This is a genomic window from Burkholderia sp. KBS0801, from assembly GCF_005937855.2.
In the GTDB taxonomy this organism is placed as follows: domain Bacteria; phylum Pseudomonadota; class Gammaproteobacteria; order Burkholderiales; family Burkholderiaceae; genus Burkholderia; species Burkholderia ambifaria.
The window spans coordinates 2,423,053-2,442,253 of the sequence record NZ_CP042178.1 but is presented as its reverse complement, the minus strand read 5'-3'; the positions used below and the strand labels follow the sequence as shown (position 1 = coordinate 2,442,253).

At 67.6% G+C, this 19,201-nt stretch carries 19 protein-coding genes and 1 pseudogene; 16 read left to right on the top strand and 4 right to left on the bottom strand.

Translation table 11 applies throughout. The features are described from left to right. The first annotated feature begins 10 nt into the window (after window positions 1–10). From FFI87_RS27815 to FFI87_RS27780, 8 genes are all read left to right on the top strand, one after another. The gene (locus FFI87_RS27815; RefSeq protein ID WP_138849976.1) at window positions 11–226 is read left to right on the top strand and encodes a hypothetical protein; all 216 of its coding nucleotides are present in this window, start codon (window positions 11–13) and stop codon (window positions 224–226) included. A gap of 109 nt (window positions 227–335) precedes the next feature. Then, entirely contained in the window at window positions 336–932 is a 597-nt protein-coding gene (locus tag FFI87_RS27810; RefSeq protein WP_138849977.1) for a pyridoxamine 5'-phosphate oxidase family protein, read from the top strand. A 173-nt stretch (window positions 933–1,105) separates the two neighbouring features. After that, window positions 1,106–2,383, top strand: a complete 1,278-nt coding sequence (locus FFI87_RS27805) for an epoxide hydrolase family protein (RefSeq protein WP_006749613.1) — start codon at window positions 1,106–1,108, stop codon at window positions 2,381–2,383. A gap of 312 nt (window positions 2,384–2,695) precedes the next feature. Next, window positions 2,696–3,736 carry an alpha/beta fold hydrolase gene (locus tag FFI87_RS27800; protein ID WP_138849978.1) on the top strand — a complete coding sequence of 347 codons (1,041 nt, stop codon included), beginning with the start codon at window positions 2,696–2,698 and terminating at the stop codon, window positions 3,734–3,736. After that, complete coding sequence (locus FFI87_RS27795) at window positions 3,736–4,272, top strand: cytochrome P460 family protein (protein WP_138849979.1); 537 nt, start codon at window positions 3,736–3,738, stop codon at window positions 4,270–4,272. The genes FFI87_RS27800 and FFI87_RS27795 overlap by 1 nt, the downstream gene beginning before the upstream one ends. A gap of 278 nt (window positions 4,273–4,550) precedes the next feature. Then, window positions 4,551–4,892, top strand: coding sequence for a DUF4148 domain-containing protein (locus tag FFI87_RS27790; RefSeq protein WP_012365340.1), 342 nt, complete (start codon window positions 4,551–4,553; stop codon window positions 4,890–4,892). Window positions 4,893–4,974: 82 nt separating this feature from the next. After that, window positions 4,975–5,766 carry an alpha/beta fold hydrolase gene (locus FFI87_RS27785; RefSeq protein ID WP_138850268.1) on the top strand — a complete coding sequence of 264 codons (792 nt, stop codon included), beginning with the start codon at window positions 4,975–4,977 and terminating at the stop codon, window positions 5,764–5,766. Window positions 5,767–5,873: 107 nt separating this feature from the next. Continuing rightward, window positions 5,874–7,277, top strand: coding sequence for an amidase family protein (locus FFI87_RS27780; protein ID WP_138849980.1), 1,404 nt, complete (start codon window positions 5,874–5,876; stop codon window positions 7,275–7,277). Between the two features lie 150 nt (window positions 7,278–7,427). Here the strand turns inward: FFI87_RS27780 and FFI87_RS27775 are convergent, their stop codons facing one another. The 3 genes from FFI87_RS27775 to FFI87_RS27765 all read right to left on the bottom strand — a co-directional run bounded on the left by FFI87_RS27775 (window position 7,428) and on the right by FFI87_RS27765 (window position 10,161). Next, complete coding sequence (locus FFI87_RS27775; RefSeq protein WP_012365343.1) at window positions 7,428–8,042, bottom strand: LysE family translocator; 615 nt, start codon at window positions 8,040–8,042, stop codon at window positions 7,428–7,430. A gap of 175 nt (window positions 8,043–8,217) precedes the next feature. Next, entirely contained in the window at window positions 8,218–9,858 is a 1,641-nt protein-coding gene (gene groL / locus FFI87_RS27770; RefSeq protein ID WP_138849981.1) for a chaperonin GroEL, read from the bottom strand. A gap of 12 nt (window positions 9,859–9,870) precedes the next feature. Next, a complete protein-coding gene (locus FFI87_RS27765) occupies window positions 9,871–10,161 on the bottom strand; it encodes a co-chaperone GroES (protein WP_006749630.1) in 291 nt (96 codons plus the stop codon). Window positions 10,162–10,407: 246 nt separating this feature from the next. Between FFI87_RS27765 and FFI87_RS27760 the strand changes: the two genes are divergently transcribed. The 6 genes and pseudogenes from FFI87_RS27760 to FFI87_RS27735 all read left to right on the top strand — a co-directional run bounded on the left by FFI87_RS27760 (window position 10,408) and on the right by FFI87_RS27735 (window position 15,672). Further along, window positions 10,408–11,127 carry an SDR family oxidoreductase gene (locus FFI87_RS27760; protein ID WP_012365345.1) on the top strand — a complete coding sequence of 240 codons (720 nt, stop codon included), beginning with the start codon at window positions 10,408–10,410 and terminating at the stop codon, window positions 11,125–11,127. 146 nt (window positions 11,128–11,273) lie between these two features. Next, a complete protein-coding gene (locus FFI87_RS27755; RefSeq protein ID WP_138849982.1) occupies window positions 11,274–13,223 on the top strand; it encodes an arylsulfatase in 1,950 nt (649 codons plus the stop codon). Window positions 13,224–13,233: 10 nt separating this feature from the next. After that, the gene (locus FFI87_RS27750) at window positions 13,234–14,283 is read left to right on the top strand and encodes a formylglycine-generating enzyme family protein (RefSeq protein ID WP_138849983.1); all 1,050 of its coding nucleotides are present in this window, start codon (window positions 13,234–13,236) and stop codon (window positions 14,281–14,283) included. Further along, entirely contained in the window at window positions 14,280–15,089 is an 810-nt protein-coding gene (locus tag FFI87_RS27745) for a MetQ/NlpA family lipoprotein (RefSeq protein ID WP_138849984.1), read from the top strand. Before FFI87_RS27750 ends, FFI87_RS27745 begins: the two co-directional genes overlap by 4 nt. Further along, window positions 14,996–15,202, top strand: a pseudogene (locus FFI87_RS35035) (flagellin N-methylase); the annotation flags it as partial. The gene FFI87_RS27745 and the pseudogene FFI87_RS35035, both read left to right, overlap by 94 nt. Before the next feature lie 143 nt (window positions 15,203–15,345). After that, window positions 15,346–15,672 carry an antibiotic biosynthesis monooxygenase family protein gene (locus FFI87_RS27735; protein ID WP_011660203.1) on the top strand — a complete coding sequence of 109 codons (327 nt, stop codon included), beginning with the start codon at window positions 15,346–15,348 and terminating at the stop codon, window positions 15,670–15,672. 62 nt (window positions 15,673–15,734) lie between these two features. Here the strand turns inward: FFI87_RS27735 and FFI87_RS27730 are convergent, their stop codons facing one another. After that, on the bottom strand, window positions 15,735–16,667 hold the full coding sequence (locus FFI87_RS27730) for a LysR family transcriptional regulator (protein ID WP_006749637.1): 933 nt from the start codon (window positions 16,665–16,667) through the stop codon (window positions 15,735–15,737). 205 nt (window positions 16,668–16,872) lie between these two features. Between FFI87_RS27730 and FFI87_RS27725 the strand changes: the two genes are divergently transcribed. Together FFI87_RS27725 and FFI87_RS27720 are read left to right on the top strand one after the other, a co-directional pair. Continuing rightward, the gene (locus tag FFI87_RS27725) at window positions 16,873–17,646 is read left to right on the top strand and encodes a putative hydro-lyase (protein ID WP_006749638.1); all 774 of its coding nucleotides are present in this window, start codon (window positions 16,873–16,875) and stop codon (window positions 17,644–17,646) included. A gap of 191 nt (window positions 17,647–17,837) precedes the next feature. Continuing rightward, window positions 17,838–19,142 (top strand): MFS transporter, encoded by a 1,305-nt coding sequence (locus FFI87_RS27720; RefSeq protein WP_138849985.1) that lies wholly within the window; start codon window positions 17,838–17,840, stop codon window positions 19,140–19,142. The last annotated feature ends 59 nt before the right edge of the window (window positions 19,143–19,201 follow it).

The following is a 19,201-nucleotide window of genomic DNA, read 5'->3' as shown; positions in this document are numbered from 1 at the left end:
GGAGACACCCATGAACATCGTCATCAACGACACCGCATGGCTGGATGAAGCGCCGCGCATGGCCGCTATTCGTCCCGTCGCGCACAAGTCGTCGCAGATCGGCGCGGGGCCGCAATACGTCGCGGACGTGCTCGGCCGCTTCGGCGCGGACTCGACCGACACGAGCGACACGAGCGACACGAGCGACACGAGCGACGCCGCACCCGTCATCCTCGGCTATAACTGAACCGCGCGGCGACGGGTTTGCAACGCACATCGTGGGCGCGTCGCGCGCTTCGCCACCGAAGAAGCGGTTAAGCTAGCGCGACCGAATCCCGCAAGATCGCCGCGCCATCATGTCCGATCCCGCTTCCGAATCGCTCACGCAAACCTACGATCGTCTCTGGTCGTGCCTCGAGTCCGGCGTCGGCACGCAGCGCTCGCCGTTCACGATGGTGCAGGCCGCGACGCTCGGCCTCGACGGCGCGCCGAAGGTGCGCACGATCGTGTTGCGGCAAGTGAGCCGCGCCGATCGTCTGCTGGCGTTCCATACGGATGCGCGGTCGGAGAAGGTGGCGGAGCTGCGCCGCGACCCTCGCATCGCCGTCGTCGCGAACGATCTCGACGCGCTCGTGCAGATTCGCGCGGAAGGCGTCGCGTCGATCTGCGACGACGAAGCGCAACGGCGCGCGATCTGGCAATCGAGCCGCCCGCATACGCTGCTGCTGTATCGCGCACCGTTGCGTCCGGGCACGCCGATCGAGTCGCCCGAAGAAGCGCACGTCACGCCCAGTCCGGGCGACGCCACCACCGACGACGGCTATCGGAACTTCTGCCTCGTCCACGTCACGGTGACGCGCCTCGACTGGCTCGAACTCGCTCGGGCCGGCCATCGGCGCGCGATCTTCGACCTGAACGACGACGGCTACGAAGGCCGCTGGATCGCCCCCTGACGTCGACGTTCGCACGCCTGCTACAAACGCGTACAAATCAGACACATCCCGGATACATCAGACCTTTCAAATGGGTGACCGCCGCGTGAACGCCGCGTGCCCGAATGAAAGCGAAGGCGCGCCCGGGCGCGCGGCATGTTCACTTTCAACCTCACGAAAGGAGATGCCGAGCGATGTCTTCCACACCGTTTTCCCCGATGCGTCGGCACCTGCTGGCCACGTCCGTGGCCGCGGGTGTATCCGCGATGCTGCCCACCGCGCTGCATGCGGCAACCGGCGACACCGGCATACGCCCGTTCACCGCCCATATCCCCGATGACGCACTGGTCGACCTGCGCCGCCGCATCACCGCGACACGCTGGCCGGGCCGCGAGACCGTCGCCGACGAATCGCAGGGCGTGCGGCTCGCACGCATGCAGGCGCTGCTGCGCTACTGGGGCACCGACTACGACTGGCGCAAGGGCGAGGCGCGCCTGAACGGCTTCCCGATGTTCATCACGGAAATCGACGGGCTCGACATTCACTTCATCCACGTGCGGTCGCGGCACGCGAATGCGATGCCGATGATCATGACGCACGGTTGGCCGGGTTCGGTCTTCGAGCTGGTGAAGGCGATCGGCCCGTTGACCGACCCGACCGCGCACGGCGCGAGCGCCGACGATGCATTCCACGTCGTCGTGCCGTCGCTGCCGGGCTTCGGCTTCTCGGGCCGTCCGACGAAGACGGGCTGGGGCTCGGACCACATCGCGCGCGCATGGGGCGAGTTGATGGCGCGCCTCGGCTATACGCGCTTCGTGTCGCAAGGCGGCGACTGCGGCTCGGTGATCTCGCACCGGATGGCGATGCAACGCGTGCAGGGCCTGGCCGGGATTCACGTGAACATGCCGGCGACGGTGCCGCCGGACATCGCGACGCTGCTCCAGGTCGACGCGCCGGCCCCGGCATCGCTGTCGCCGAAGGAGAAGGCCGCGTACGAGAAGCTCGCGACGTTCTATCGCGACAACTGCGGCTACTCGGCGATGATGGTCACGCGTCCGCAGACGGTCGGCTACGCGCTCGCCGATTCGCCGTCGGGGCAGGCTGCGTGGATGTACGACAAGATCTCGCAGTGGACATACAGCGGCGGTGTACCCGAACGTTCGATTCCGCGCGACGAGATCCTCGACGACATTTCGTTGTACTGGCTGACCAACACGGCGACGTCCTCCGCGCAGATCTACTGGGAGGATCACTCGAACAACTTCAACGCGGTGGACATCTCGCTGCCGGCCGCGATCACGGTGTTCCCCGGCGAGATCTACCAGGCGCCGCGCAGCTGGGCCGAGCGCAGCTATCACAACCTGATCTACTTCAACGAAGTCGACAAGGGCGGCCATTTCGCGGCATGGGAAGAGCCGGAGCTGTTCGCACGCGAAGTGCGTGCCGGGTTCCGGCCGTTGCGTCGCGCGTAAGCACGGCTCGACGGGTGCGCGCGGGCCGGTTGCGATGCCGGCCCGCGTTCGTCTCCGCATCGGGGCAAGCGGGCGCGTGTGTTGCGCGGGCCCCGAAACGCACTGCCTCGCGGGCGTTTTTTGAATCGCTCTGTGTCGTATCCGAACACAGATACGTTGGGATACAAAGCGTCCGAATGGTTCGGATATAAATCCGGTGAAGCGATTCACACGGCGGCGCGAAGCAATGCGCGGCCGGCGTGAACGGCGATACCGGAGCGCCTGCACCTGCCGCGGGCCCCTTCCTTAGCGATCGACAATGGAGAACCAGTCATGCCTGATACCGTGAATAGCCGCCGCCGCCTGATCCTGGGTACGACAATCGCAAGCCTGAGCCTCGCCGATCTCGGCTTCGGCTCGCTGGCGCATGCGCAGTCGGCGCCCGATGTACCGACGAACCGCGCGGCCGGCGCGGCGTCGCTCGGCACCATCCACCAGATCGACGCGGGCGTGCTGAACGTCGGGTATGCGGATCTCGGGCCGAAGAACGGCCCCGTCGTGTTCCTGCTGCACGGCTGGCCGTACGACATCTATAGCTACGCGGACGTCGCGCCGCTGCTCACGGCGGCCGGCTATCGCGTGATCGTGCCGTACCTGCGCGGCTACGGATCGACGACGTTCCGCTCGGCCGACACGCTGCGCAACGGTCAGCAGGCGGTGACGGCCGTCGACATCGTCGCGCTGATGGATGCGCTGAAGATCGACCGTGCGATATTCGGCGGCTACGACTGGGGCGCACGCACGGCCGACGTCATCGCGGCGTTGTGGCCGCAGCGTGTGAAGGCGCTGGTGTCGGTGAGCGGCTACCTGATCGGCAGCCAGCAGGCGAACACCAAGCCGCTGCCGCCGCAGGCCGAACTCCAGTGGTGGTATCAGTTCTACTTCTCGACCGAACGCGGCGCGCTCGGCTACGCAGAGAACCTCGACGCGTTCAACAAGCTGATCTGGCGGCTCGCGTCGCCGAAGTGGCAGTTCTCCGACGAGACCTTCGCGCGCAGCGCCGCGGCGTTCCAGAACCCCGACCACGTGGCTGTCGTGATCCACAACTATCGCTGGCGCCTCGGTCTTGCGAAGGGCGAGGCGAAATACGACGACATCGAGCGACGGCTCGCAGCCGGCCCGGTCATCACCGTGCCGACGATCACGATGGAAGGCGATGCGAACGGCGCGCCGCATCCGGCCCCGGCCGCGTATGCGAAAAAGTTCACGGGCAAGTACCAGCACCGCACGATCACCGGCGGCATCGGCCACAACCTGCCGCAGGAAGCGCCGCAGGCGTTCGCGGAGGCGATCCTGCAAGTGGAGCATCTGTGATGCGGGCGCATATCGGAGTGGTGCGTCACCGCGCGCGCCGTGCGCTCGTTGCGGGCGTGTTGCTGGCCGGTGCGTTGTCGGCGAGCGGCCCGGCCGCGTTCGCGGAGCAGCCGAAGCCGGCCGCGTCGCCGATCTACGGCGTGACGATCCCGCCCGGCTACCGGAAGTGGGAAATGGTCGCGCCGGCCGAGGAAGCGGCGCCGCTCGACGAATTGCGCGTGGTGCTCGGCAATCCCGTCGCGATGCGTGCGCTCGAAAAGTCGACGCTGCCGTTTCCGGACGGCACGATCCTCGTGAAGCTCGCGTACAAGCGCAAGCAGTCGGACGAGTTCCCGCCGGCGACCGTGCCGGGCCAGGCGACCACCGTGCAGGTGATGGTGAAGGATTCGCGTCGCTATGCGTCGACGGGCGGCTGGGGCTTCGGGCGCTTCATCAACGGCGTGCCGGCCGATATCGGTCAGCACCAGACGTGCTTTGCGTGTCACCAGGCGCGCGTGAAGAATCACGACTTCGTGTTCACGCGGTTGGCGCCGTGATGTGATTTGACGGGATCGGCTTGACGGAATGGCGTGCCGCGCGAGGCACGCCTTTTTTTGTCGTGCGCGGATGACGGGAGATGGATCGGCATGCGGGTTTGTATCGCAGTGTGTCTGCGGCCCCTCCTGAAAAACTGGCATGCGGGAAGCACCGGTTTCGGAAACATGCCGGATACGTGGGCGGGTTCTACTGTCGACATGCAGGAAACGTTCGATGCCAGCCATCTGGATCGGATGCCGAATGTTCGATACACCCACTTCCTTTTAGGAGAACACTCATGAAAGTCGCTCGAATCCTCGCCGTTGCCGTCCTCGCTTCGATCCCCGCATTGTCGTTCGCCGATACCGGCCACGGCCTCACGCGTGCCGACGTGCGCGCCGATCTCGTCCGGCTCGAGAAGGCCGGCTACAGCCCCGCCAGCGGCGAAGCCAACTACCCGGACGATATCGCCGCCGCGGAGAACGCCGTCGCCGCGCAGCAGGTCGCGCGCTCGGACCAGAACGGTCCGTCGAAGTCGCAGGGCGACAACGTCGCCGCCGCGTCGGTGCCGGCCGCCCGCTACGCCGCAGCCGGCGACGCACGCACGGATGCCGCCAACGGCCTGTACGCGCATTCGTGATCCGCTGCCGCGCCTGCCGAGCGCCGGCGCGGCCGCAACGTAAACATTTCAGATGTACAACACGACAGGAAGGAGCATGACGATGGTCGGTTTGACGAAACGGGTGCTGGTGTCCGCGGCGGTGCTGGGCGGTCTGTTCGGTGCGGTCGCGGCGCAGGCTGCGCCGAAGGAGGACCTGAAGGGCACGAACGTCGTGCTGGTGCACGGCGCGTTCGCCGACGGGTCGAGCTGGAATCGTGTGATTCCGCTGCTCGAGGCGCGCGGCCTGCACGTCGTAGCGGTGCAGAATCCGCTCAGCTCGCTCGCCGACGATGCCGCCGCGACGAAGCGCGCGATCGACGAGCAGAAGGGGCCCGTCGTGCTGGTCGGCCATTCGTGGGCCGGCGTCGTGATCAGCGATGCAGGCAACGACGACAAGGTGAAGTCGCTCGTCTACGTCGCCGCGTTCGCGCCGGACAACGGCCAGTCGATCGCCGACGTCACGCAGGGGCTGCCGGCGCCGGCGTGGGCCGGCGAACTGCGCAAGGACACGGGTGGTTTCACGACGCTATCGGACAAGGCGATCGCGCAGGATTTCGCGCCGGACCTGTCGCCCGCGCAGCAGCGCGTCGTCGCGGCGACGCAAGGGCCGTGGTACGGTGGCTGTATTTCGCAGAAGGTCACGCAGGCCGCGTGGCATGAGAAGCCGTCGACGTTCGTCGTCGCGACGCAGGACCGGATGATCGATCCGAAGCTGCAGGAGACGATGGCGAAGCGGATCGGCGCGACGGTCGCGCGTGTGAACGGCAGCCACGTCGCGATGTTGAGCCAGCCGAAGGCCGTGGCCGACGCGATCATCGCGGCCGCGGAGCGCGCGAAGCACGATACGCAGTAAGCGATGCGGCGCCGCGATGCGAACGGCGCGCGGCGCCTCCTTCCGGCCATCCGCCTCGAAGGAAGCTCCCGTTGGGGGCATGGCGGAGTTTCTCGGAGCACATTCTGATGACGCAGCAACTCTGGCAACTATCGGCGACTGAAATCGCGAAACGGGTGCGGCAACGTGAAGTGTCCGCGCGGGAAGTGGCGGATGCGACGCTGGCCCGTCTCGACGCGGTGAACCCGGCGATCAACGCGGTGGTCGAGCATCGCCCGGACGACGTGCGGCGCCAAGCCGACGAAGTCGATCGCGCGATCGCGCGCGGCGACGATCCGGGGCCGCTCGCCGGCGTGCCCGTGACCGTGAAGATCAACGTCGACGTCGCGGGGTTCGCGACGACCAACGGCACGCGCCTGCAGGAAAACCTGATCGCGAGCGCCGACAGCCCGTCGGTCTCGAACCTCAGAAAGGCCGGCGCGGTGCTGCTCGGCCGCACCAATTCGCCGACGTTCGCACTGCGCTGGTTCACGTCGAATCTCGTGCACGGCCATACGTACAATCCGCGCAATCGGTCGCTGACGCCGGGCGGATCGAGCGGCGGTGCGGCGGCTGCCGTGGCCGCCGGGATCGGCCCGCTCGCGGTCGGCACCGACATCGGCGGCTCGGTGCGTTACCCGGCCTATGCGTGCGGCGTGCACGGGATCCGGCCGTCGCTCGGACGCGTGCCGGCGTTCAATGCGTCGTCGCCTGAGCGTGCGATCGGAGCGCAGTTGATGTCGACGACGGGGCCGATCGCGCGCACGATCGACGATCTCGCGCTGGCGCTGCAAGCGTTTGCCGCGCCGGACTCGCGCGACCCGTGGTATGTGCCGGTGCCGTTCGAAGGCCGTGCGGTACCGAAGCGTGCGGCGTTGTGCGTGCGGCCGGGCGGCCTGCAGGTCGTGCCCGAAGTCGAGGCGGCGTTGCGCGATGCCGCGCGCCGGCTCGTCGATGCCGGGTGGACAGTCGATGAAATCGACGATACGCCACCGATGCGCGAGGCCGCGTTGTTGCAGGAGCAGCTCTGGCTTGGCGACGGATTCGACGCGTTGACGAATGCGGTCGAAAGCGACGGCGATCCGGGCGCGGCCGCGGTGATCGCGGCCGTGCGCGGCAAGGTGCGCGATCTGCCGGCCGACGTGATCAGCCGCGCGCTCGTGCGGCGTACGACGCTCACGCGGCAATGGCGACTGTTTCTCGATGAGTACGCGGTGCTGCTGCTGCCGGTGTCGTCGGAGCTGCCGTTCCCTGACGATCTCGACAGGCAAGGACGCGAAGGGTTCGAGCGCGTATGGGAAGCGCAGCTCACGCTGCGTGCGCTGCCGGCGATGGGGCTACCCGGGCTGGCGGTGACGACGGGAATCGTCAATGACGTGCCGGTCGGTGTGCAGGTAGTTGCCGCGCATCATCGCGAGGATTTGTGCTTGCTCGCCGGGCGCGACATCGAGGCGCGCGGCGCGGCGGTGACGGTGGTCGATCCGATCGTTTGAGGTGGCGATGGGCGTGGTGCGTCGGCGATGCACCGCGTCCGTCGGGATCGTCATTCAGGAAGCCATGCCTGTGTCCGTATCAGGAGCGGGGAAGCAGCGAAAGCAGTTTCCATTCATCGTGTTCGCGGGCTCCGTCCATGACAACACCGCTCAACGCCCCGTCAACATTCGGCCGCCGAGCCCCATCAGCAGCAGTCCGGCCGTCGTGTCGAGCACGGCCTTGCGCTTGATCAGCAGCCGGCGCACGAGCGGATGCGACGCGAGCAGCGCCATCGTGCAATACCAAGCGCCCGAAATCCCGATCGACAGCGCGACGACCGTGAGATCGAACCATGCCGGTGCATGGGCCGGCACCATCAACGCGAAGACACTGCCGTAGAACGCGACGGCTTTCGGGTTCGTCATGCTCACCACATAGCCTTTCTTCGCCGCGTGCCAGCCGGAGGACGAAGCCGGCGCGGCAACGGACAACGGCTTGCGTGCGGTCAGCACCATTTTCAGGCCGAGCCAGATCAGGTAGGTCGCACCGGCCAGCCGCAGCGCGGTGTGCACCCATGCGACGTGGGTCACGAGCAGGCTCAGCCCGCCGATCGCGATCGCGGCCCAGGTGCCCGATGCGGCAGCGAGGCCCAGCCCGGTCATCACGCCGGCGCGGCGCTGCGCGACCGCGCTCGACGTGACGATCACGAAGTTCGGGCCGGGGCTGGCCACGCTCAGCAGCAGGACGCCGGCGAGCGGCAGCAACGCATTGATGGTGGTCGACATGGATTTGGGGCCCGTGACGCGGAATGGGCCTTCATCTTACTCCGGCCGACCTGCCGTGCCTGCGTGCGGGCGATGCAGAAAAAACGCGTGACGACCGACGTCGCCACGCGTTGCATGGCTTCGGAAACACCGCGCATGCCGGCGAACCGGCACGCCGCGGCACATCGTCGGATCGTCAGAAATCGAACCCCGGCCCGCCCGCACCCGGGCCGCCCGGCACCGCGGCGGGCGCCCCATCCTTCGGCGCCTCGAACACCGTCGCATCGGTCGTCAGCAGCAGCCCGGCCACCGACGCCGCATTCTGCAGCGCGGTGCGCGTGACCTTGGTCGGATCGAGCACGCCCGATTCGACGAGGTCGCCGTATTCGCCGGTCTGCGCGTTGTAGCCGAAGTTGCCCGAGCCTTCCGCCACCTTCGCGACGACAACGCTCGCTTCCTCGCCCGCGTTCGTGACGATCTGGCGCAGCGGTTCCTCGAGCGCGCGCAGCACGATCTTGATGCCCGCGTCCTGGTCGGCATTCGCACCCTTGAGCTCGCGGATTGCCTGCCGCACGCGGATCAGCGCGACGCCGCCGCCCGGCACGATGCCTTCCTCGACCGCCGCGCGCGTCGCGTGCAGCGCGTCGTCGACGCGGTCCTTCTTCTCCTTCACCTCGATCTCGGTCGCGCCGCCGACCTTGATCACCGCGACGCCGCCCGCCAGCTTGGCCACGCGCTCCTGCAGTTTTTCACGGTCGTAATCGGAGGTCGCCTCTTCGATCTGCACGCGAATCTGCTTCACACGCGCCTCGATGTTCTTCGCGTCGCCCGCGCCGTCGATCACGGTCGTGTTTTCCTTGCCGACCTCGATGCGCTTCGCCTGGCCCAGTTCGGCGAGCGTCGCCTTCTCGAGCGTGAGTCCCGTTTCCTCCGCGACGACTTGCCCGCCGGTCAGGATCGCGATGTCCTCGAGCAGCGCCTTGCGGCGATCGCCGAAGCCCGGCGCCTTGACCGCGACCGTCTTCAGGATGCCGCGAATGTTGTTCACCACCAGCGTCGCGAGCGCTTCGCCCTCGACGTCTTCCGCAATGATCAGCAGCGGCCGGCCGGATTTGGCGACCTGTTCGAGCACCGGCAGCAGATCGCGGATGTTCGAGATCTTCTTGTCGTGCAGCAGGATGTACGGGTTCTCGATCTCGGCGATCTGCTTGTCGGGATTGTTGATGAAATACGGAGACAGGTAGCCGCGATCGAACTGCAACCCTTCGACGACGTCGAGCTCGTCGGCGAGCGACTTGCCGTCCTCGACGGTAATCACGCCTTCCTTGCCGACGCGGTCGATTGCTTCGGCGATGCGCTGGCCGATCGATTCCTCGCCGTTCGCGGAGATCGTCGCGACCTGCGCGATTTCCTTGCTCGTGGTGGTCGGCTTGCTGATCGTCTTCAGCGCGTCGACGGCCGATGCCACAGCCTTGTCGATCCCGCGCTTCAGGTCGAGCGGATTGAGTCCGGCCGCGACGTACTTCTGGCCTTCGCGCACGATCGCCTGCGCGAGCACCGTGGCCGTCGTCGTGCCGTCGCCGGCGGCATCGCTTGTGCGCGATGCGACTTCCTTCACGAGTTGCGCGCCGATGTTCTGCAGCTTGTCCGCGAGTTCGATTTCCTTCGCGACCGACACGCCGTCCTTCGTGACGACAGGCGCGCCGAAGCTGCGCTCGAGCACGACGTTACGGCCCTTCGGCCCGAGCGTGACTTTCACCGCGTTCGCGAGAATGTTGACACCTTCGGTGAGCTTCGTACGCGCGACATCGCTGAAAATGATTTCCTTTGCTGCCATGATTGCGCTCCGTTATTGATTGACGACCGCGACGATGTCTTCCTCGCGCAGCACGAGGAATTCGTTGCCATCCACCTTGACGGCCTGGCCTGCGTACTTGCCGAACAGCACGCGCTCGCCGACCTGCAGGTCGGGCACGAGGCGCTGGCCGTCGGCGTCCTTGCGGCCGGGGCCGACGGCGATCACTTCGCCCTGGTCGGGCTTTTCCGCGGCGCTGTCGGGGATCACGATGCCCGAGGCGGTGGTGGTTTCCTGGTCGAGTCGCTTCACGATGACCCGGTCGTGCAAGGGGCGTAGGCTCATCTGTCCGTCCTGTTCTGTTGCGTCGAGATTGGTTGGCACTCTTTATCGGAGAGTGCTGACGAGTATATGAACGCGTGGCGGCGCGATCCAATAACGGATTCGGAAAAGCATTTGCGTGGATGCGCAATGCGGACGACGACCGTACGCGTTTTCCCCGCCTGACGCACAATCGATCGCGTCATGCATGCGCTGCGTGCGCGAGCGCACACCCCACCGTCTTCGATTCTTTCGTCAGAGGCACGAATCATGTCATCCCGCACCTATCTCGTTACCGGCGCGTCGCGCGGCATCGGCTTCGCGACCAGCACGCTGCTTGCCCGGCGCGGCCATCGCGTCATCGGTCTCGCGCGGCATGCGCAAGGCATCGACTTTCCCGGCGAACTGATCGCGTGCGATCTCGCCGATATCGAACGGACGGCCACGACGCTCGCCCGCATCGGCGCGTCCGACGAGATCGACGGCATCGTGAACAATGCGGGCATCGCGTTGCCGCAGCCGCTCGGCAAGGTCGATTTCGCATCGCTGCAGGCGGTGTTCGACCTCAACGTGCGCGCGGCGATCCAGGTCACGCAGCATTTCGCCGACGCGATGAAGGCGCGCGGATATGGCCGCATCGTCAACGTATGCAGCCGTGCGATCTTCGGCAGCCTCGATCGCACCGCGTATTCGGCCGCGAAAAGCGCGCTCGTCGGTTGCACGCGGACGTGGGCGCTTGAACTCGCCGAGCACGGTGTGACGGTCAACGCGGTCGCGCCGGGCCCGATCGAGACGGAACTGTTTCGCCAGACGCGGCCGGTCGGCAGCGAAGCCGAACGCAAGGTGCTGGCAACGATTCCCGCACGCCGTCTCGGCACGCCGCACGATGTGGCTGCGGCGATCGCGTTCCTGCTGTCCGACGATGCAGCCTTCGTCACGGGGCAGGTGCTCGCGGTGGATGGCGGCGGCAGCCTCGGCGGACGCAGCTGACGCAACACATCCGTCGCGGCGCGCGTCGTAAAACACGGGCCGCGCCGCATATTCTCCTGCCCCGTTAGCATGTGACGAATCCGACTTTGGGCGCCGCGCGGGCGACGCTAAGATCGCCGATCCCGTAGATCGTGCGATCAACAACAATGAAAAAGTCCGCTTCGCCCTTGCTTGCCTTTCGTTTCCGTGTGGTCTGCGCCGCGATCGCCGGTGCGATGTCGCTTGCGTCGTGCGGCGGCGTCGACAGCGATCCGCCGCCGCAGGCCAATGCGACGCCCGTGGCCAAGCGCCCGAACATCCTGTACATCATGGCCGACGATCTCGGCTATTCCGACATCCATGCATTCGGCGGCGAGATCAACACGCCGAACCTCGACGCGCTCGTCGCGTCGGGCCGCATCCTGTCGAACCATCACACCGGCACCGTGTGCGCGATCACGCGCGCGATGCTGATTTCCGGCACCGATCACCACCTCGTCGGCGAAGGCACGATGGGCGTGCCGACCGACGAGCGGCGCGGCCTGCCGGGCTACGAGGGCTACCTGAACGATCGCGCGCTGTCGTTCGCGCAACTACTGAAGGACGCCGGCTATCACACGTACATCGCGGGCAAGTGGCACATCGGCTCGGGGATCGTCGGCAGCGCGACGGGCAGCGGACAGACGCCGGACCAATGGGGCTTCGAACGCAGCTACGTGCTGCTCGGCGGCGCCGCGACGAACCACTTCGCGCACGAGCCGGCCGGCTCGTCGAACTACACGGAGGACGGCCGCTACGTGCAGCCCGGCCAGCCCGGACAACCGGGCGGCGCGGGCGGCAGTCCGGCCGTGTTCTACTCGACGGATTTCTATACGCAGAAGCTGATCTCGTACATCGATTCGAACAAGCGGGACGGCAAGCCGTTCTTTGCATACGCGGCCTACACGTCGCCGCACTGGCCGCTGCAGGTGCCGGAGCCGTGGCTGCACAAGTACGCGGGCGTGTACGACGCGGGCTACGACGCGATCCGTAACGCGCGCATCGCACGGCAGAAGGCGCTCGGTCTGATCCCGGCCGACTTCAGGCCGTTCGACGGCCTGCCAGAAACGACGTCGGCGTCGCCGGCAACGGCGAACAACGGCACCGCGAACGCGAAGTACATCAGCGCCGTGCATTCGGCCGCCGACGGCTATACCGACTACGGCACCGGCAAGGTCGACAAGCTGTGGGCGAGCCTGAGCCCGGCCGAGCGCCGTGCACAGGCGCGCTATATGGAGATCTACGCAGGGATGGTCGAGAACCTCGACTACAACATCGGCCTGCTGATCCAGCACCTGAAGGACATCGGCGAATACGACAACACGTTCATCATGTTCCAGTCGGACAACGGCGCGGAAGGCTGGCCGATCGACTCGGGCGCTGACCCGACGGCGACCGACACAGCGAACGGGCAGGAGCCGATCTACTCGACCCTCGGCACCGACAACGGCAAGCAGAACGCGCAGCGGCTGCAATACGGGCTGCGCTGGGCCGAAGTGAGCGCGACGCCGTTCCGGCTCACGAAGGGCTATTCGGGCGAAGGCGGCGTGTCGACGCCGACGATCGTGCGCCTGGCGGGGCAGACGCAGCAGTTGCCGACGCTGCGCGCGTTCACGCACGTGACCGACAACACGGCGACGTTCCTCGCGCTCGCGGGCGTCACGCCGCCGTCGCAGCCGGCGCCGCCGCTCGTGAACACGCTGACCGGCATCGATCAGAACAAGGGCAAGGTCGTCTACAACAACCGCTACGTGTATCCGGTGACGGGCCAGTCGCTGCTGCCGGCGCTGACCGGCTCGGCGACGGGTGAAGTGCATACGGCGCCGTTCGGCGACGAAGCGTACGGCCGCGCGTACCTGCGCAGCGCCGACGGTCGCTGGAAGGCGTTGTGGACCGAGCCGCCGCTCGGCCCGCTCGATGGTCACTGGCAGCTGTACGACCTCGCTGCGGATCGCGGCGAGACGACCGACGTGTCCGCGCAGAACCCGTCGGTGATCGGCACGCTGGTCGACCAGTGGAAGACCTACATGAGCAACGTCGGCGGCGTCGAGCCGTTGCGTCCGCGCGGCTACTACTGAGGACGACACGATGCGGTTGCGCTTCTGGACGCTCGGCGCGGCGCTCGCGGCCACGCTCTTCGCGGCTGCGTTCGCGGCCGGCTATGCGAGCCCGTCGGCATCGCCCGCCGGCGCCTTCGACGACGCGAATCGCGGCCGCCCGCTCGCGCCGCTCGGCTCGGAGCGGCAGTGTGAACGCTACTCGGGCCTGCCGGCGACGTGGCGTGACGACCCGAAGGCCGGGATGGTGCACCTGAGCGGCGGCGCGTTCGTGTTCGGCAGCACGCGCGGTTATGCGGACGAGCGTCCGGTCGGCGACGGCAGGACGCGCGTCGGCGGCTTCTGGATCGACCAGACCGACGTGACGATCGCGCAGTTCGCCGCCTTCGTGAAGGCGACCGGTTACGTGACCGAGGCCGAGCAGCAGGGCGGCGCGGCGGTGTTTCACGTGCCGACGCGCGACGAGCTGAATGCACGTGACCTTGCGTGGTGGAGCTGGGTGAAGGGCGCGTCGTGGCGGCAGCCGCGCGGCCCGGGCAGCAGCGTCGACGGGCACGGCAACCTGCCCGTCACACTCGTCACGCAGCGCGACGCACTCGCGTATGCGCACTGGCTCGGCCGCGACCTGCCGACCGAAGCCGAATGGGAATACGCGGGCAAGGCCGGTCGCGACGACGCGTCGCTCGATGCAGCGCCGCGCGACGCACAGGGCAAGCCGGCCGCGAACTACTGGCAGGGTGCGTTCCCCGTGCTCGATACGGCCGAGGACGGCCATGCGGGCCTGGCGCCGGTCGGCTGCTACGCGGCGAACGGCTTCCGTCTGTACGACATGATCGGCAACGCGTGGGAATGGACGAAGGACGCGTACACGGGCCCGCATCAGTCGCACACGAACGGCGACACGGCGGCCGTGGCGCCACCGACGCGCCGACACGACACGCCGATGGTGATCAAGGGCGGCTCGTTCCTGTGCTCGCGCGATTACTGCGTGCGTTATCGCGCGTCGTCGCGCGAACAGCAGGAAGCCGATCTCGGCGCGTCGCATATCGGATTCCGTACGATTCTGAGGGATGCATCGTGAAACGCGTCGTGCATTGCGTCGCCGTGTGGCTGGCCGTTGCATGTGGCCTCGTTCATCCGGGTTGGGCCGTTGCTGCCGAAACCATCACGCGCACGGTGCGCGTCGGCGTGACGCGCGGCGTGCATGCGGAGATCCTCGACGCGGTGAAACGCGTTGCCGCCACGCGCGGGCTTGGTGTCGACGTCGTCGAATTCGACGACGCGTCGCGCATCGATGCCGCGCTTGCGAACGGCAAGATCGACGCGGCGAGCTTCGAGGATGCACAGCGCCTCGCCGCCACCCGCACGGCGAAAGGCTACGCACTGAGCGCCGTCGCACCGACCGTCACGCTGCCGATGGCGCTCTATTCGCGCAAGCTGAGGAGTCTGAACGAACTGCAGCCCGGCGCGACGGTCGCGATCCCGGCCGATCCGCGCGGGATGGCGCGCGCGCTCGTGCTGCTGCAGAACGACACGCTGGTGACGCTGCGCGCGAAGGCAGGCCTGCATGCGTCGCTGCGCGACGTGACCGGCAACCGGCTCGCGCTGAAATTCGTTGCGCTGCGTCGCGACAGGCTCCACGCGGCGCTCGACACGGCAGCGTTCGCCGCGATCGACAGCGACGACGCCACGCGCATGGGACTGCAACCGGCGCGCGACAGCATCAACCTCGAGGACGCGCGCTCGCCGTATGCGAACGTGCTGACCGTGCGCGATGCCGATCGCACGAAGCCGTGGGTCGCGCAACTCGTCGCCGCGTATCACTCGGACGACGTCGCGCATTTCATCCTGACGCGCTATCAGGACTCGGTGCGGCGGCCGTGGTAGACGACTATCGTCTCGCGTGCAATGCGTGCGGCCGCTGCTGCAACAGCGCGCCGACGCTGTCGTTGCGCGAACTGTTCCGGCATCGGCGTCGCTTCGTCGGCGCACTGACGGTGCCGACCGCCTTGCCGGCCACCCACACGAATGCACCATGCATCGACGCGTGGCACGACGCCGTCACGCTCACCGCATGAGGAAAGCGGCACGCGGTGCGTGCCTTACACTTGACGCTCTTTCAATGGTCTCCGACGGAGCGCGCATGTACGCATCGACCTTCATTTTCCGCGCCGGGCAATACGACGACGAATTCCATCGGCTCGACCGGCAGATCGCCGACATGGCGCGCGCGACACCCGGCTATCTCGGCGAGGAAACCTGGGAGAACGCGGAAGCCGGGCTGATCCAGAACGTCTACTACTGGGAATCCGAGGCGGCGCTGCAGCAGCTGATCCAGCACCCCGCGCATCGGGAAGCGAAGGCGAAGCAGGCGCGCTGGCTGGACGGTTATCGCGTGGTGATCTCGCAGGTGCTGCGCGAGTACGGCGACGGCAAGCTCGCGCAACCGCATGCGGGGCAGCCCGCGTGAGTTGAATGTCGAATCGGCGCGTCGGGCGTACTGCGCGAACCGCCGCGCCTCCACGCCCCGCGTCAAAGCGCCTCGACCAGCAACCGGTTGCTCTTTTCGCAGTACTCGTGACACGCGGCACGCGCGGCGATCGACGCGCCGTGCACGAACTTCGGCGCGTCGGCACGGCGGGACATCGACACGACGATCGACGGCGGTGACGGCTGCAGCGGCAGCTCGACGACTTCGCCGCTCGCGATCAGCGCATCGACGAACAGCACCGGAATCGCGGCGACGCCGAAGCCGTCGCGCACGAGCTGCACGATCACCGAGATCGACGGCGAGCCGGTGATGCGCGTCTCCGACAGCGGCACGCCATGCGCGTGCGCGAGCGTGCGCACGATGTCCTCGAGCGCACGATGCGGCGCGGTACCGCGCCCGTAGGTCAGGATCGGCTGGCGCAGCACCTGGCGCGCGAGGCCGGTGCGCGTGGTCGGCAGCAACCCAGCGCGCGCGATCCAGCGCACCGGATAGTTCGCGAGCGCGTCGCAGACGACCGACGCCTCGTCGCTGCCCTCCACGCGAATGATCAGGTCGAGCTCGCCGGCCATCAGCCGGCGCTGCAGCACGACGCTGACGTCGACGGTCAGGTCGACCTCCAGTTGCGGATAGTCGGCGGCGAGGCGGCGCAGGTAGTGCGGCAGCCAGCTGTGCACGACTGTCTCGATCACGCCGAGCCGCAGCTTGCCGCGCAGCGCGCTTTCGCCGGCCGCGGCGGCCTGCAGCTCGTGCGTCGCCTCGACGACGGCCTTCGCATAGCCGAGCAGGTACTCGCCGTTCGGCGTGAGCCGGAACTCGCGGCTGTCGCGATCGACGAGCACGGTCTGCAATTCATCCTCGAGCGCCTTCAGGCGCTGCGAGATCGCGGCCGGCGTCGCGTGCAGCGCGGTGGCCGTCGTGCGGAAGTTGCGCAGCTTCGCGAGCGTGACGAAGGTTTCGAGAAAACGCGTGTTCATGGCGATCGGCGGGACGGTGGACGCGCAGCTTGCCGGTGAAGAAAAATGAACGGGACCGGGGAAAACCCCGAGACACGTTAAGAAATTCTATACACCGGGCGCAAAAAAACTCGTTGGCGGCCAATTTTTTTCTTTTCTATTCTTCGCCGTAACCGCTGACGCAATTGCGTGAGCCCGACGACATCCCGATCCGCCGACCACCATCATGACGCCTTCCGAATTCCGCCAGTCCGTACGCAGCGGCGCGTTCCGCCAACCGACCGCCGGCCAGTGCGGCCCGTTCGCGCAAGCGAATCTCGCGATCCTGCCGAACGCGTACGCGCACGATTTCCTGCGCTTCTGCCAGGCGAACCCGAAGGCGTGCCCGCTGCTGGGCGTCGGCGAGCCGGGCGCGTTCCGGCTGGACGTGCTCGGCGAGGATCTCGACATCCGCACCGACGTGCCGAGCTACAACGTCTACCGCGACGGCCGCCTGACCGAGCGGGTCGAATCGCTCGAGGCGCTATGGCGCGACGATTTCGTCGTATTCGCGATCGGCTGCTCGTTCTCGTTCGAGGACATGCTCGCGCGTGAAGGCATCGCGCTGCGCCATATCGAAGAGGGTCGCAACGTGCCGATGTACCGCACGTCGATCCCGAACCGCCGGGCGGGGATCTTCGGCGGCCAGCTGGTCGTGTCGATGCGGCCGCTACGCGGCGCCGACGCGATCCGCGCGGTGCAGATCACGAGCCGGTTCCCGGGCGTGCACGGTGCGCCGGTCCATATCGGCCATCCGCGGGAACTGGGCATCGCCGATCTCGGCACGCCCGATTTCGGCGACGCGGTGACGGTGCGCGACGGCGAGCTGCCGGTGTTCTGGGCGTGCGGTGTGACGCCGCAGACAGCGCTGATGGAAGCCAAGCTGCCGCTCGCGATCGCGCATACGCCCGGCTACATGCTGATGACCGACATCACGAACGCGTCGCTCGCGGTGTTCTGACCCGGTCGGCGCCCGCGGCCTGTACGGCCGCTGGTCCGGCCCCGACGCGGCGGCATGCGGCAGCCGCAGACGATCGGCGCGGCCGCAGGGCGGCGCGCAGCTGCGGCCCGACTAGCGCGACGCATGTACGACCACATACGACACGCACCACACGCACGGCATTGACCGCACATTTCGACAGGAGCTTCACCATGGAAAGCAAGATCCTCGCGGCGCCCGCCGCCGACCCCGCGGGCCCCGCGCGCAACGGCCTGTTCGGATGGTATGCGGACGCGCAGCCGCGCGAGCGCCGCGCGTTCTGGAGCTGCAAGGTCGGCTACATGCTCGACGGGATGGACACGCAGATGCTGTCGTTCGTGATCCCGACGCTCGTCGCGACCTGGGGCATCTCGCTCGCGGACGCCGGCTTCATCGGCACGATGACGCTGCTCGCGTCGGCGCTCGGCGGCTGGCTCGCGGGCATCCTGTCCGACCGGATCGGCCGCGTGCGCACGCTGCAGCTGACCGTGCTGTGGTTCGCGGTGTTCACCGCATTGTGCGGACTCGCGCAGAACTATCACCAGCTGCTCGCGGCGCGCGCGCTGATGGGCTTCGGCTTCGGCGGCGAATGGACGGCCGGCGCGGTGCTGATCGGCGAGGTGATCCGTGCGCGCGATCGCGGCAAGGCGGTCGGCCTCGTGCAGTCGGGCTGGGCGATCGGCTGGGGGCTGTCCGCGCTGCTGTATGCGCTGCTGTTCTCGGTGCTGCCGGCCGAACAGGCATGGCGCGCGCTGTTCCTCATCGGCCTCGCGCCGGCGCTGCTGGTGGTCGTGATCCGCCGCTACGTGAAGGAACCGGACGTCTACGAGAAGGAAAAGGCCGCGCAGGCACAGGTGGCCGGCACGCCGCGCCTCACGGAAATCTTCGCGCCGAAGCTGTTGTCGACGACGCTGCGCGCGGCGCTGCTGACGACCGGCGCACAGGGTGGCTACTATGCGATCACGACCTGGCTGCCGACGTTCCTGAAGACGGAGCGTCACCTGACCGTGATGGGCACGGGCGGCTATCTCGCGACGATCATCATCGGCTCGTGGGTCGGCTACCTGACGAGCGCCTACCTGACCGACCGTCTCGGCCGCAAGCCGAACTTCATCCTGTTCGCGCTCGGCTCGATGGTGATCGCGTTCGCCTACACGTCGCCGGTGCTGAACCTCACGAACGCGTCGATGCTGTGGCTCGGCTTCCCGCTGGGGTTCTTCGCGTCGGGCATCTTCTCCGGGATGGGCGCGTTCCTCACCGAGCTGTTCCCGACGCGGGTGCGCGGCTCGGGGCAGGGCTTCTGCTATAACGTGGGCCGCGCGGTCGGCGCGCTGTTCCCGTTCCTGATCGGCGCGCTGTCGAAGCACTACGGGCTCGGCGCGAGCATCGGCATCTTCGCGGTCGCCGCGTACGGCGTGATGATCGTCGCCGCGCTGACGCTGCCCGAAACCCGCGGCCGAGAACTCGACGCCGCGTAAGCGGGCGCCGGCCCGCCGCCTTACCTCTTCCCTTTGACCGAAGCCCTCACGCGGCGCGC